This window comes from Achromobacter sp. ACM04 (assembly GCF_014851465.1).
In the GTDB taxonomy this organism is placed as follows: Bacteria; Pseudomonadota; Gammaproteobacteria; order Burkholderiales; family Burkholderiaceae_B; genus Achromobacter; species Achromobacter aegrifaciens.
Genome location: NZ_JACUZS010000005.1, coordinates 184,249 through 198,247 on the forward strand (window position 1 = coordinate 184,249; position 13,999 = coordinate 198,247).

The following is a 13,999-nucleotide window of genomic DNA, read 5'->3' on the forward strand; positions in this document are numbered from 1 at the left end:
ATTGACTCCTGGAATCCTGTTAGTTGCCTTAAGCGGCGAGCTGATCGCGCATGCGGGCCAATTGGGCTTGTACGGAAGTATCGAGCACCTGGTCACCGACGGCCACGCGCACGCCGCCGATCAGCGACGGATCAACGGTGACGCTGGGCTTGAGCTTGAGGCCGAATTTTTGTTCGAGCGCGCTGACCAGTTCTTTGACCTGGGCATCGCTCATTTCGAACGCGCTGGTAATTTCCGCCTGCGCCGTGCCGTCGTGACGATTCCGCAGCACCGCGAATTGCGCGGCGATGTCGGGCAGCAGCAGCAGCCGGTCGTTTTCGACCAGCAGCTCGATGAAATTGCGGGCGGCTTGAGGCAGTTCGGCCTTTACCAGGCCGGAGAACAGCTCGACGCGCTGCTTGTCGCCCAGACGCGGGTCGGCCATGGCCTCGCGCACGTCGGGGTTGGAGGCGACCTGAGCCAGTTCGCTGACCAGATCGGACCAGGCCGGCAAGCCGGCGCGGTCGTCGCGCGCCGCGCTGAAGAGCGCTTCAGCGTAGGGCCGGGCAACAGTGGAAAGTTCAGCCATGACGGTCCCGGATTAAAGCTGCGCGCGAAGCTGGTTGAGCAGCTCGGCGTGTGCGCGGGCGTCAACCTCGCGCTTGAGGATCTGTTCAGCACCCTTGACGGCCAGCGCAGCGACGTCGTCGCGCAGCAGGTCGCGGGCGCGCTGGACTTCCTGCGCGGCATCCTGGGCAGCCTGCGCCACGATGCGGGCGCGTTCGGCTTCCGCTTCACGGCGGGCCTGCTCGATCAGGGAGGCGGCTTGCTTCTCGGCCTCGATGATGCGGGCGTGGTTTTCGGACTTGGCAGAAGCCTCGATCAGACTGACGCGCGCCTGGGCTTGAGCCAAATCGGCTTTGCCCTTCTCGGCGGCGGCCAGGCCGTCGGCGATTTTCTGGCGGCGCTCGTCCATCGCCTTCGTCAGGGGAGGCCACACGAATTTCATCGTGAACCAGCCAAGAACGAAGAACACGAGCATCTGGAAAATGATCGTCGCGTTCAGATTCACGGTCGTTCCTTTAACACCTTGCGGCTCCGACCGCACCCGGAAAGGGGCGTCACGGAGCACTCGATACTTTGCTAGTCGGCGACGGAGCTTGCACCCACATCGCCGCCAGCGTCATGACCCGCCTTTTCGCCGGCGGGCGGTGCCTTAGCCGACGAACGGGTTGGCGAAGGCGAACAGCATGGCGATACCCACGCCGATCAGGAATGCCGCGTCGATCAGGCCAGCCAGCAGGAACATCTTCGTTTGCAGAGCGTTCATCAGTTCAGGCTGACGAGCCGAGGCTTCCAGATACTTGCCGCCCATCAGTGCGATGCCGATGCAAGCGCCGATAGCGCCCAGACCGATGATAAGACCGCAAGCGAGGGCAACGAAAGCGACGTTGGTCATGACAACTCCTTGGTTAGAAATCTGAAGTCAAAAATTGAAAAATAAGGGGTACTGCTCAATGCAAGATAATCTTGCTATCCCATGCTGGCCGGGTGGCCAGCATGGGAAATTCGGGGGATCAGTGGCCTTCGTGAGCCTGGCCGAGGTACACCAGCGTCAGCATCATGAAGATGAAGGCCTGCAGCAGAACGATCAGGATGTGGAAGATCGCCCAGATGGAGCCGGCCAGGATGTGGCCGATGCCCAGGCCGATGCTGGCGCCGTTGAAGCCGGTCCAGGCGCCGCCCAGCAGGGCGATCAGCATGAAAATCAGTTCGCCGGCGAACATGTTGCCGAACAACCGCATGCCCAGCGACACGGACTTGGCGGCGTATTCGATCAGGTTCAGCAGCAGGTTGAACGGGGCCAGCACGATGGCGCCGATGCCGTGCGCGTGGAACGGCGCGGTGAACAGTTCCTTGACGAAGCCGCCCGGGTGCTTGATCTTGATGCCGTAGTAGAACATCAGCAGCAGCACGCCCAGCGACATGCCCATCGGCACGTTCAGGTCGGCGGTCGGCAGAATGCGGTGGTAGTAGAGCGGATCGCCGTGCTCAGCGCCCAGGCCGGTCAGGCGCCAGATGGAGGGCAGCAGGTCGACGGGCAGCAGGTCCAACGCGTTCATCAGGATGATCCAGAGGAACACGGTGAGCGCCAGCGGGGCAATGAAAAGACGGCTCTTGGCGTTGTGGACGATGCCCTTGGCCTGGTCGTCGACCATGTCGACGATCATTTCCACGAAGGCCTGGAAACGGCCCGGCACGCCACTGGTGGCGCGGCGCGCAGCGCGCCACAGGAAGAAAATGACGATCAGACCCATCAGGCCCGACCAGAACAACGAGTCGTAGTTGATGATGTCGAACTGAGCGATAGCGCTCTGTTTCTCACCCGTATTGTTCAGATGCACCAGGTGGTGCTGAATATACGCGGACTGAGGCGACACGTCGCTGGCAGCAGCCATTTGAATCCTACCCTATTTGCTGTGCCCGGCCCTTGCGAACCGGACGATTCCACGATTTCGTTTGCCGTAAACCTGCTCGGCGCTATGACAACTTGCGGAACATCAAGAGCAGGAGATAGCCCTTCAATGTGAGTATCAGACCGAGCAACGCGGCAGGCCATACGAGGCTATCCTGCGTCACACGCGAAAGCAGCCACAACAGCAGCGCCGTTGCGAACAACTTGATCAACTCACCAGAGAGAAAGGTAAAGGGACTGGCCTTACCGGCCCGTACGCTGACAGCCAGGCGCAATGCGAACAACGCATTGGGAATGAAATACGCTCCCGCCCCCGCCAGCGCCGACCAACCTGCCGCCGCCCCTCCGACAACCCCCGCAATTACTGCTGCTGCGAGCCCCATGGCACCTTGCGCTGCCAATGCCAACAGGAGCCCGCGGCTAGCTTGAGCATTCAGCGCCGCGCGATCCGCGTCACTGAGAACCAGAACTTTATCCGTCATGTCGTGGTCAAACATTGCTTGCTGCTGACCCTGACCGTCAACCGGACCCTGCCGCACTTCATGCTGCATGGAGTTCTGTTGCATCAAACTTCCTCGCTTTGCTTCTTTGCCCCTATCAGAACCGGCGCGTCTCGCTGCCCGTAGCTGCCCCCATAGCCGGCGCCAAGTCGTTGATTTCAAAAGGCTCATCAACACCGTGCCCGCTACTTGTCAGCCGCTACGTGTTCTTATCCCGCAAGCGTCAAACCCGCAGAGTATAGCGTGATTCTTTTTACCCTAGCAAATGAACTTTCGGCCGTTTGTAAGGCGCAAACAACGCTTGGATCGGCCGAAATTAGGGACGCGAATCACCCCTCGCAGCATGCTGCGCAAACCCTGCTCAATGAACCGCGGCCTCCGTCATGGAGGCCGCGCTTTATACCATCAAACCAGGATCAATCCTCCTTGACCGGCGGCGGCGCCCACAGTCCGTCCAACGCCGTATCCTGCGGCGAGTACAGGCGCATGCTGAGCAGGAACGGCGCATCGGCGGCCGGCGTGGCGATCCAGTTCGAGCGCTTGCGCTCGCCGGGATCGCGGCGCTGGATGTAGATGTCCAGCGAACCGTCGGCGTTGTACTTCAGGCCATCGGTGCTGCGCAGTACGTAGCGGTTGGCCGGATTGTCGGCGAAGCCGTGCTTGTCGTCATAGACGTGCAGCGACCAGAATGCGTTGACCGGCGGCAACTGCCCCTTGTCGAAGTGCAATACATAGTCTTCATCGGAATTCAGCGCGCGGCCCTTGGAGTCGGACACCGTGACCGGGTACAGCACGTCTTCCGGCGTCGGCGCGCCCAGGCCGGCATAGGCGATGGCGGCGCGGCGCGTGTAGTCGGTACCATAAGTACCGATGCCGGACAGCACGGTGCTCCAGCCGTTCATGGGCGTACCCAGGCGCGACACGCCATCAGCGATGCGCCGGCCGGCCAACGGCTGGGCCTGCGCCAGCGCCTGCTGCACGGCCGGACTCAGGCGGCCATACGAGAACGGCTGGCGGCTGTCCAGGCCGATGCGGCGCATGCGGTCCAGAATGGGCGTGTCGTTGGCGTGCGGCGGGTTGTTGCGCATCACGTCGAAGAACAGCGTGAAGAACGAGGCGGCGTCCATGCCGGCCGCCTGTTCGGCCGGCGTGCCGTCGGGCACCGTCACGGGCATAGGCGGCGGCAGGTCGCTGCCGATCGGCGCCGAACCCACGCCGGGCCCCGTTTGCGGATAGGCGCTGCGGGAACCGCGGTTGGCAGCGGGCCTTGCGAGCACGGGCGCGGCCATCGGGCTGGCGGTCATGCCGGCCTGGATCTGATTGACGGCCGCGTAGTCCTGCGGACCGCCCGCCTGGGTCCAGCCGATCAACCAGCCGGTGGCCGTAGGGCTGTGGATCACGTCCATGCCGGGGGGCACGCTACCCTGCCAGCCTGGGCCGACGATGGCGAACGACTGAGCGCCGTTGCCGTTGGTGCGCGTGCCGCGCGAGGCGAATACGTCGCTCCACATGTCCAACGCCGACAACACCATATAGCGGTCGCCGGTCGCGGGCAGGTTCACGATCAGCGGGGCGCGCGACACGTCGAACCAGAGGCTGGAATAGAGCGCGTCGGCGCTGGGCCAGGGCACGTCGCCCGCGCGCGGATCGGGGAAGGCGGCCTTGTGGCCGAACTGGTTCACCGGCGCCTTGCCATCCAGCGGCGTCTGCACGGCGGTGGCCTTGCGGCGGGCCAACTCCATCAGCACCATCGGATAAGCATAGACATAGGCGTCGATGGCGATGTCGCGCAGCTCTTGCTCGCTCATCTGCGCCGCGGGCGCGGAGGCGGCCGGGTACGGCGTCTCGGACACCAGGCGCAAAGTAGGCCGCGGCGATTGCGCCTGGGCGGCGGTGACGAAGCAGGCGCTCAGTGCGCCAGCAAGGACCGCGGCGGACCAGCGGCGGGTAGCGATGGATGTACGCATGCAAGGCTCCTTATTGATTTTGTCTGCAAGCGAGCCGCCGCGCCGGGCTTGCCAGTTCGGGCAAGCCTCTCTGGCGCGGCACCTCGCGGTGACGCTTTTTCAGGATAGGGCCGAACTCTGCAACAAGGTGCTGCCGAACCGTTTCAAGGCGCAACTCCGCTCATGGGCCTGGAAGCGCGCAAAAAAACGCGCCCTGGGAGGGCGCGCGGGGCGGATCCTGGTCCACCCGGACAGGCCGCCCGGGCGTAACAAGGATTAACGGTGTTTGAAGTCCGGTTTGCGCTTCTCGGTGAAAGCGGCCATGCCTTCCTTCTGGTCTTCGGTCGCAAACAGCGAATGGAACACGCGGCGCTCGAACAGCAGGCCTTCGTTGAGCGAGCCTTCGAAGGCGCGGTTGACGCATTCCTTGGCCATCATGACCGACGGCAGGGACATGGAGGCGATGACGGTGGCCGCGTCCATGGCTTCTTCCATGAGCTTGTCGGCCGGCACCACGCGCGACACCAGGCCAGCGCGTTCCGCTTCCTCGGCGCCCATCATGCGGGCGGTCAGCGCCAGGTCCATGGCCTTGGCCTTGCCCACCGCGCGCGGCAGGCGCTGGGTGCCGCCCGCGCCCGGAATCACGCCCAGCTTGATTTCGGGCTGGCCGAACTTGGCGGTGTCGGCGGCGATGATGATGTCGCACATCATGGCCAGTTCGCAGCCGCCGCCCAGGGCGTAGCCGGCCACGGCCGCGATCACGGGTTTACGGATGCGCTTGAGGGTTTCCCAGTTGCGCGTGATGTATTCGCTGCCATACACGTCCATGTAGGACCAGTCTTTCATGGCGCCGATGTCGGCGCCCGCGGCGAAGGCTTTTTCGCTGCCGGTGATGACCACGGCGCCGATATCGGCGTCCGCTTCGAACGCCAGCAGGGCCGCGCCGAGCTCATCCATCAGTTGATCGTTCAAGGCGTTCAGGGCCTTGGGACGGTTCAGCGTCAGCAGGCCGACGCGGCCCCGGGTTTCGACCAGCACAAACGACTCGCTCATTGATGTCTCCGAATAAGTATGAAAGTAAGATATGGCCATGGAAAAAGACTACGCTTTGCCGCTACTTTACCGCCTCGCGCCCCATGATCCGGCCGGACACCGCTACCGGATAACCCTAAGCATCGCCGCGCCCTCCCCCGACGGCCAGCGCCTGTCGCTGCCGGCCTGGATTCCGGGCAGCTACCTGATCCGCGATTTCTCGCGCCAGATCGAATCGCTGGCGGCCTATTCGGGCACGCGGCGCGTGCCTGTCGAGAAGATCGACAACCATACCTGGCAGGCCGCGCCCTGCGAGGGTCCGCTGCGGGTGGAGTACGAGGTCTACGCCTGGGACCTGTCGGTGCGCGGCGCGCATCTGGACGAAACCCACGGCTTTTTCAACGGCACCAGCGTGTTCCTGCGCGTGCATGGCCAGGACCATCTGCCCTGCCTGGTGGACCTGGCGCCGCCGCGCTCGATCCAGGGCTGGAAGGTCTACACCAGCCTGCCTGAAGCGCGCGGCCACAAGGGCGCTGCGCGCCGCCACGGTTTCGGGCTGTACCTGGCGCCGGACTATGACGCGCTGATCGACCATCCGGTGGAGATGGGCACGCCACAGGTTTCGAGCTTCGTGGCGCATGGCGCCGAACACGAACTGGTGTTCACGGGCGTTGCACCCAATCTGGACCTGGCACGGATCACGGAAGACGTGCGCAAGATCTGCGAAACGCAGATTGCGTTCTTCGAGCCCCGCAGCAAGCGCGCGCCGTTCCTGGACAGCTCGGACCGCTATGTGTTCATGACCATGGTGACGGGCGACGGCTATGGCGGCCTGGAGCATCGCGCCAGCACGGCGCTGATGACGGCCCGCAAGGATCTGCCGGTGATGGGCCAGCAAGGCCAGGGCGAAGGCTATCGCGGCTTTCTGGGCCTGGTAAGCCATGAGTACTTCCATACCTGGAACGTGAAGCGGATCAAGCCGGAAGCCTTCGTGCCCTACGATCTTTCGCAGCCCGATCTGACGCGTCTGCTGTGGGTATTCGAAGGCTTCACGTCCTATTACGACGATCTGCTGCTGTTGCGCTCGGGCGCGATCACGCAGCCTGACTATCTGCGGCTGCTGGCCAAGACCATCACCAGCGTGGCGCGTACGCCGGGCCGGTTGAAGCAGTCGGTGGCGGAGAGCTCGTTCGATGCCTGGACGCGCTATTACAAGCAGGATGAAAATTCGCCGAACGCGCTGGTCAGCTATTACACCAAGGGCGCGTTGGTGGCACTGGGACTGGATCTGCTGATCCGCCGGGAAACGGGTGGCGCGCACTCGCTGGATGATGTGATGCGCTTGCTTTGGAGCCGCTATGGACGCGATTTCTATCAGGGCAAGCCGCAAGGGTTGCCGGAAGATGGACTGCCGGCGCTGATTCGTGAGGCCACTGGCGTGGATACGCGGCGCTTCATCGCGCGCCATGCCTATGGGACGGCGGATGTGCCGCTGGCGGAGTTGCTGGAGCCGCAGGGCATCAAGCTGCAATGGAAGACGGCGGCCAATATTCCTTCGCTGGATGTGCGTACGCGCAAGCAGGGGGAATCGCTGGTGCTGGCGACAGTGCTGGAGGGCGGCGCGGGGCATAAGGGCGGGTTGTCCGCCGGGGATGTGCTGGTGGCGGTGGACGGCTTGCGGGTGGATGCGCCGGCGGGGCTGGAACTGTTGCTGGCGCAGTACCGGGTGGGGGATCGGGTGACTGTGCATGTGTTCCGGCGGGATGAGTTGAGGGAGTTCCGGGTGCGGTTGGGTGCGCCGGAGGCTTTGGATTGTGTGTTGACGGGCTGAGTTATTTTGCTTTGCTTGGTTTTTTGGGGCCGTCTTTTTGTGGGACGGCCTCTTGTTTTTGGGGCCGGTCTTTGTGTTCTTAAGACCGCCTGGCGCGGCGGCCCGGCCGGTGGCGCGGGGCAACGATTGCGGTCCGGAGCGTTCGCTCCGGACTTCCCCTGCGTCATCCTCGTCACCGCCTACGGCGGTTCCTTCGGATTCCCTTGGGCTTATCGACGCCCCGCGCCACCGGCCGGGCCGCCGCGCCAGGCTGTGCTGTTTAAATCTTCGCGGGCACTGGGGCGAGTTGATTGCTTAGGGTTCTCGCCTCGGTCTGGGTTGGGCGAGGATCTTGCGGGGTTCGCCCCAGGGCGGCCGCGCGGGCGGCCTTCTGGGGCTTATGCGGTGTCTTGCGATTGGTGATGGCGCTGCGCGCAGCTGGGGGCTGGCTTGCTTTGACTGTCTCGCAGCGCATGCGATGGCCGCATGGTCGTCATCATTCGTCTTTCATCTGCGCCGCCGTCTGCAGAAACGTATCCAGCGCGCGTCTCCTGCCTTGCCGGCGTGTGACGGCGTAGACCATGGCGCGCGCGATGTCGGCGGGCAGCGTGCAAACGGCAATGCGGTCGGTTGCATGGCGGCATGTGGAACGCGGCACCAAAGCCACGCCCAGGCCAGCGGCGACCAGAGCCAGCTGGGCCGGGACTTCGGCGACGGTTTGGGCGGCGGACAGGGGCAGGCCGGCGCGCGCGCAGGTTTCGGCCAGCGCGCGGGCGAAGGCGGAGGTGTCCTGGCGCAGCATGACGAAGGCCTCGCCGGCGAGGTCGCCGAGCGCCAGCCGCTTGCGGGCGGACAGAGGGTGGCCCTTGGGGAGCACGGCCACGACGGGATCGGGCCATAGGGGCATGGACTGTAGTTCCTCGTCGTCGACGGCGGTGCGGGAGATGCTGACGTCGATGCGGTGGCCGCGCAGCGCGTCCAGTTGCGCGGCGGGGTTCATTTCGTTGAGCAGGACTGAGACCTGGGGGTGGGAGGCCTTGTAGCGGGCGATCAGCGCGGGAACCGGGCCCATGAAGTGCGAGCCGGACAGGCCGACCTCGATGCGGCCGGCCAGGCCCTGGTCCACGGCGCGGGCTCGGACGGTGGCGTCCTTCAGGCTGGCGAGGAGCGCGCGCACGTCGTTGAGAAAGGCTTCGCCGGCTTCGGTCAGGGTGACGCGGCGGTTGTTGCGGTCGAACAGCTTGACCTCGAGTTCGCGCTCCAGCTGCGCGATCTGCAGGCTGAGCGGCGGTTGCGAGATGTGCAGGCGCGCGGCGGCCCGGGTGAAGTTCAGCTCTTCGGCCAGCACGGCGAAATAACGGAGTTGGCGGATTTCCATGGCGGCCAGTTATTTGGGAAAGATATCAAACCAGATAAAAACTATATTGGAAAATATCGTTCCCGGCGACCAGAATAAGCCTTGCCGATAGAGCACACGACAAACATCCGGGGACCTGCCATGAGACCAGCGCTCACCGCCGCAGGCACTGCCACCGGCTGACATCCGTATTCCGCATTGCCGGGTTCCCGCGCGCCGCCGCGGGCCGGCCCTCTTACGCCTTTCGAGGAGCATCGCCATGACCGCATCCCCCCGCGCCCTGCGCATCGGCCAGATCGTCCCCAGTTCCAACACCACCATGGAAACGGAAATCCCGGCCATGCTGCGCCTGCGCGAGACCATCGCGCCGGAGCGTTTCACTTTCCATTCCAGCCGCATGCGCATGAAGCAGGTGACGGCGGCGGAACTGGCGTCGATGGACCGGGAGTCGGACCGTTGCGCACAGGAACTGTCCGATGCGCGCGTGGACGTGCTGGGCTATGCCTGCCTGGTGGCGATCATGAGCCAAGGGCTCGGCTATCACCGCGTCTCGCAGGAACGCCTGCACCAGGCCACGGTGGACAACGGCGCGCCGGCGCCGGTGATCTCCAGCGCAGGCGCGCTGGTGGAGGGCCTGCACGCCATCGGCGCGCGCAAGGTCGCTATCCTGACGCCCTACATGAAGCCGCTGACCAAGCTGGTGGTGGACTACATCGAGAACGAAGGCATCGAGGTGCAGGACAGCCTGTCGCTGGAGATTCCCGACAACCTGAAGGTTGGCGCGCAGGATCCGATGGCGCCGGCCAGCCACGTGGAACGCCTGAACACGCGCGGCGTGGACGCGGTGGTGCTGTCCGCCTGCGTGCAGATGCCGTCCCTGGCGTCGATTCAGCCGGTGCAGGACCGCCTGGGTCTGCCGGTGGTGACGGCGGCCGCGGCCACCGTCTATCGCATGCTGAAGGTGCTGGACCTGGAAGCGCGCGTGCCCAACGCGGGCGAGCTGCTGACGGGCAAGTACTGAAGCTGCGCGGCGCGCCCTACTTGCCCAGCGAAAGGATTTCGTTGGCGTTGACGATGGCGCCCGCGATTTCTTCAGTAGTGACGCGCTTGTTCATGGCCTGCTCGCGGATCAGGTCGTAGGCCTGGTCCTCGGTGACGTTGCGCGTGCGCATGAGGATGCTCTTGGCTTCCGCGATGCGGCGCACGCCCAGGAGCTTGCCCTCCAGCTTGCGCGTGCGCCGGGCATGCGACTTGATGTCGTCGTAGACCTGGCGCGCCACCACCAATGAAGACAACAGGCCGAACGAGCGCACGGGCGAAGGCAGCACTGCTTTCGCGCCGATGCGCAGCACGGCCTCGACGATGGTCGGATTCTCGTAGGTGACGATGGCGATGACCATGGGCGCGTCTTCGCTCTTGGCCCATTCGAAGCCCAGGTCGATCACATCTGGCCGCACGGCCAGGAACACCGCGTCCAGCCCTTCGGGCAACGTGGGCGCCGGAGGCCAGAAGGTCTGCACCTGACAGCCGATCCGTTGCAGCTGCTGCGTCAGTTGGCGGCCGTCGGCGTCGTCGGGATGATAGACGGCGATCCGCAGCGTACGCAGGTCCTTGAGCAGGGATGGCGTCGCGCGCTCCGCGCGCTGGCGGCTGGCGGTATCGCCCATCAGATATCCAGCGAACTCAGGGTGGCCGTCCAGTCGCCCAACGAATGGGTGACCAGGTACGGATCGGGATGCACGGGCCGCGTGGCCTCGCGCACGATGGTGAACTGGCCCTTGCCGTTGACCCGGCCGACGCGCGGATACAGGCAGGTGTGGTGGTTGGTAGGGTCGATGCGCACGCGGCCCTGGGGCGCCTGGAATTCGCTTTGCAGCACGCGCGGCAGGATCTGCGCGATCTCGTCGGTGCCGGTGTCGCGGAAAGCGTTGGCGAAGATGTGCATCTGGAAGTACGCCGCTTCCCAGCAGAGATTGGGCACGCAGTCATGCCCGAAGCGCCGCCGCAATCGTTCCAGGCAGCGCCGGTTGATGTCGGAATCGATGGATTGGAAATACGGCGCGGAAGTGAAGTGGCCGGCGGCGACCTCGGGCTCCATCTGGGAGATCTCCGCTTCGGACGTCGTCAGGCTGGCGATGGGCATGGTCTTCGGATCGAAGCCCGCGTCCGCGTAGGCGCGGTACAGGCAGGCCGTGGAATTGCCCACCACCGTGGAGAAAATGAAGTCCGGACGCTTGTTGCGGATGTCGTCCAGGATCTCCCGGTAGTCGCGTTCCGTCGCGGTCAAAGGCACATAGCGTTCGCCCAGCTTGGCGCTGTCCTGCCGCTGCAGTACGAGTTCGCCCATGATGCGGTTGGACTCGTAGGGATAGATGTAGTCCGAACCGATCAGGTAGACCCGCGCGCCGAAGTTGGCGGTCATGAATTCGGCCAGTTGCACGCTGTTCTGGTTGGGCGCGGCGCCGGTGTAGATGATGTTGTTCGAAAACTCGAACCCTTCGTACAGCGTCGGGTAGAACAGCAGGCGGTTCCATTTCTCGACCACCGGCAGCACGGCCTTGCGGCTGCTGGACATGTAGCAGCCGAATATGACGTTGACGCGGTCTTGCGTGATGAGTCTTTCAGCCAGCACGCTGTAGGTGGCGGGGTCCGATCTCGGGTCGTAGCGCACCGGCACGATCTCGCGGCCGTCGACCCCGCCCGCCTCGTTGATCTCGTCGATGGCCAGCAAGGTGCCATGCAGCTGGGACCGGCCTATGGTCGATGTGGCACCTGTTTCGGAAAACAGCACGCCTACGCGGATAGGATCTTTGTTTGCCATGATCGGGAGGCCCGCTGGCGCGGACATCCATCCTTTGTCGAGTTCATCAGTTTCAGCACAGCCGCAGCCGCCGTCAACACGTGGATTCCTGGGGTGGTCATGGCGCGGTCCTGGCATAGGCGCGAACCAGCGCCTGCGGCAACGCCGCCGGGTTCGTCACGATCCGGTAACCGCGAAAGCCGAACATCGCGCGCAACTGCGGTTCGGCCTGCGCGTCCAAGGCGACGCAATGCACGCTGACACCTCGCCCGCGCAGTTCCAGCACCGCCTCGCGCGCATCGTCCACCAGATAGCGCGGGTCGTGCACGTCGACATCGGAGGGTTCGCCGTCGGTGACGACGATGATGGCGCGCCGCTCTCCCGGCGCCTGCAGCGCCAGCGCGCCGGCATGCCGCAGCGCCGCGCCCAGGCGCGTTGAATAACGGGCCTGGGCGCCGCCTATGCGGCCCAACGCCGCCGCGACCGGGGCGCCGGATTCAAGCAGGCGGTAGTAGTACACCGCCGCCCGCGTGTCCGAACAAAAGCCGTGCACGGCGATCAGGTCGCCTTCGCCTGATGTGGCCTGCGCCAGCAGCATCGCCGCCCGCTTCTCCAATTCCAGCACTGTCGCCCCTGCGTCGGACGCCAGGTCGTTGGCCGAGGCCGACAGGTCCAGCAGCACCAGCGTGCTGCTGGCGCAGGGCTGGCTGCCCGGGCGCATGAAGAAGCGGGCGTCGGGCGCCAGGTCCAGGCGCCGGTCGATCAGGACCTCGATCGCGGCGTTCAGGTCGATGTCATCGCCCTCCCATTGGCGCCTCAGACGGCGCGCGCGGCTCAGGCGGCGCGACTGCGGCAGGGCCAGGCGCTGCGCGGGTCCGGCGGGCGCGGGCAGCGGCATGCCGGTCCAACCCGGCAGCTTCTCGATCACGGTGCACCAGTCCGGCCGGCTTCGGTCCAGCTTGTAGTCCCATTCGGGATAGCGGTAGCGTCCCAGTTCCGTTTCGCTGGCCGCTGGCGCGGGCTGCTCCTGGCCTTGCGGCGCGGCGTCGCGCCGCTCGGGCGCCACACCCTGCGACCCCAGGGTCAGCTCAGGCGGCGGCTCTGCCGCGTCGCCGTAGTCCCACAGATAGGCGTTGTCGTCGCGGTAGGGCACGGGTACGGCGTACTGCTGCGGATTGAAGCGCACCCGCATCTGGCCCAGGTCATTCGCCAGCACCGACGCCAGGCGACGGAAGGCCGCCGTGTCACGCAGGTCGGCGGCCTGCGCCTCGAACAACGTGCGCGCCTTGTTCACCCAATGGTTGTCGTCGTGCAGCGACGGATCCATCAACAGCCGGCTCATGCGCTGGATCAGGGCGGCGAATCCCAAGTCCGCCGGATCGGGCGGCGGCGGCACGAAGGGCAGGAACCAGCGCCGCACGCCGGGATAGTCGGCCGCCAGCAGCCGCTCCACCCGCGCATCCTCGATGGCGGATACCACCGCCACGCCCATGGGCTTGAGGCTCAGTACCGGCTGCGCCGCTGGCGAGTAACGCAGATGGGCGGCCGCATGCGCCACCGCCGCGCGGTACAGCGCCCAGCGGTCGGCGCCGTCCAGCACGGTGTAGCTGTCCGGCACCAGCAGGTGCGAGGGCGCGAGAATGGGGCGCGACGGCGGGCCGTCCAGCGCCGGACGCCGCAAGGCTTCGACCGCCATGCCCCTGCCCGACAGGCCGCACAAGAGCCACGCCAGCCTGGCCTGCGCGGCTTCCAGTTCCGGCGCGCCTGCTTCGCCGTTCAAGGCCTCGCGGGCGTAGGCGTCGCGCAGTTGGAAATATGCGCGCAGAGGACCGGGCTGGCGCTCGTAGCGCCGCAGGCCCGCCAGCATCCAGCGCCCCAGCCCGCCGGCCGTCAACTTCGCCATCAACTGGTCGAACCGCTCTGCCACCGCGGCGGCGCAATCGGGGTCTTCGCCGTGCAGCGCGTCGATCCAGCGCCGCGCTTGGACCGCCTGGTCCTCGCCGCTGCGCGCAGCCAGCCGGCGCAGTTTGTCATCCAGCGTCCCGGCCAGGCCTGCGCCGGCGCCAGCCCCTTCCCCCGCGGACAGGACGGCTCGCATG

Annotated in this window: 14 protein-coding genes; 3 read left to right on the forward strand and 11 right to left on the reverse strand. The window is 65.5% G+C overall.

What is annotated here, in order from left to right:
• Positions 1–28: 28 nt before the first annotated feature.
• The 6 genes from IB259_RS26180 to IB259_RS26205 form a co-directional block, all read right to left on the reverse strand.
• A complete protein-coding gene (locus IB259_RS26180; protein ID WP_054455189.1) occupies positions 29–568 on the reverse strand; it encodes a F0F1 ATP synthase subunit delta in 540 nt (179 codons plus the stop codon).
• A gap of 12 nt (positions 569–580) precedes the next feature.
• A complete protein-coding gene (locus IB259_RS26185) occupies positions 581–1,051 on the reverse strand; it encodes a F0F1 ATP synthase subunit B (protein WP_013391129.1) in 471 nt (156 codons plus the stop codon).
• A gap of 144 nt (positions 1,052–1,195) precedes the next feature.
• The gene (atpE, locus tag IB259_RS26190; protein ID WP_003815363.1) at positions 1,196–1,438 is read right to left on the reverse strand and encodes a F0F1 ATP synthase subunit C; all 243 of its coding nucleotides are present in this window, start codon (positions 1,436–1,438) and stop codon (positions 1,196–1,198) included.
• Between the two features lie 118 nt (positions 1,439–1,556).
• On the reverse strand, positions 1,557–2,438 hold the full coding sequence (gene atpB, locus IB259_RS26195; RefSeq protein WP_054455191.1) for a F0F1 ATP synthase subunit A: 882 nt from the start codon (positions 2,436–2,438) through the stop codon (positions 1,557–1,559).
• 82 nt (positions 2,439–2,520) lie between these two features.
• On the reverse strand, positions 2,521–2,937 hold the full coding sequence (locus tag IB259_RS26200) for an ATP synthase subunit I (protein ID WP_367648175.1): 417 nt from the start codon (positions 2,935–2,937) through the stop codon (positions 2,521–2,523).
• 434 nt (positions 2,938–3,371) lie between these two features.
• Complete coding sequence (locus IB259_RS26205) at positions 3,372–4,922, reverse strand: DUF1254 domain-containing protein (RefSeq protein WP_192330511.1); 1,551 nt, start codon at positions 4,920–4,922, stop codon at positions 3,372–3,374.
• Between IB259_RS26205 and IB259_RS26210 the strand changes: the two genes are divergently transcribed.
• Positions 4,921–5,181: a hypothetical protein gene (locus IB259_RS26210; protein ID WP_119452131.1), complete on the forward strand. Its 261-nt coding sequence runs from the start codon at positions 4,921–4,923 to the stop codon at positions 5,179–5,181. The two genes, IB259_RS26205 and IB259_RS26210, sit on opposite strands and share 2 nt — an antisense overlap.
• Here the strand turns inward: IB259_RS26210 and IB259_RS26215 are convergent.
• Entirely contained in the window at positions 5,178–5,954 is a 777-nt protein-coding gene (locus IB259_RS26215; RefSeq protein WP_054455195.1) for an enoyl-CoA hydratase, read from the reverse strand. The genes IB259_RS26210 and IB259_RS26215 overlap by 4 nt on opposite strands.
• Positions 5,955–5,985: 31 nt before the next feature.
• Here IB259_RS26215 and IB259_RS26220 point away from each other — a divergent pair, with 31 nt between their 5' ends.
• Positions 5,986–7,764, forward strand: a complete 1,779-nt coding sequence (locus IB259_RS26220; protein ID WP_370128021.1) for a M61 family metallopeptidase — start codon at positions 5,986–5,988, stop codon at positions 7,762–7,764.
• A 475-nt stretch (positions 7,765–8,239) separates the two neighbouring features.
• Here IB259_RS26220 and IB259_RS26225 read toward each other — a convergent pair whose 3' ends face one another.
• Positions 8,240–9,121 carry a LysR substrate-binding domain-containing protein gene (locus IB259_RS26225; RefSeq protein WP_175161210.1) on the reverse strand — a complete coding sequence of 294 codons (882 nt, stop codon included), beginning with the start codon at positions 9,119–9,121 and terminating at the stop codon, positions 8,240–8,242.
• Between the two features lie 238 nt (positions 9,122–9,359).
• Between IB259_RS26225 and IB259_RS26230 the strand changes: the two genes are divergently transcribed.
• Complete coding sequence (locus tag IB259_RS26230) at positions 9,360–10,121, forward strand: aspartate/glutamate racemase family protein (protein ID WP_054455202.1); 762 nt, start codon at positions 9,360–9,362, stop codon at positions 10,119–10,121.
• 16 nt (positions 10,122–10,137) lie between these two features.
• Here IB259_RS26230 and IB259_RS26235 read toward each other — a convergent pair whose 3' ends face one another.
• The 3 genes from IB259_RS26235 to IB259_RS26245 all read right to left on the reverse strand — a co-directional run bounded on the left by IB259_RS26235 (position 10,138) and on the right by IB259_RS26245 (position 13,998).
• On the reverse strand, positions 10,138–10,767 hold the full coding sequence (locus IB259_RS26235) for an ANTAR domain-containing response regulator (RefSeq protein ID WP_192330513.1): 630 nt from the start codon (positions 10,765–10,767) through the stop codon (positions 10,138–10,140).
• Positions 10,767–11,921 carry a transporter substrate-binding domain-containing protein gene (locus IB259_RS26240; protein WP_054455892.1) on the reverse strand — a complete coding sequence of 385 codons (1,155 nt, stop codon included), beginning with the start codon at positions 11,919–11,921 and terminating at the stop codon, positions 10,767–10,769. The genes IB259_RS26235 and IB259_RS26240 overlap by 1 nt, the downstream gene beginning before the upstream one ends.
• 97 nt (positions 11,922–12,018) lie before the next feature.
• The gene (locus IB259_RS26245) at positions 12,019–13,998 is read right to left on the reverse strand and encodes a nitric oxide reductase activation protein NorD (RefSeq protein ID WP_225596947.1); all 1,980 of its coding nucleotides are present in this window, start codon (positions 13,996–13,998) and stop codon (positions 12,019–12,021) included.
• Position 13,999 lies beyond the last annotated feature (1 nt).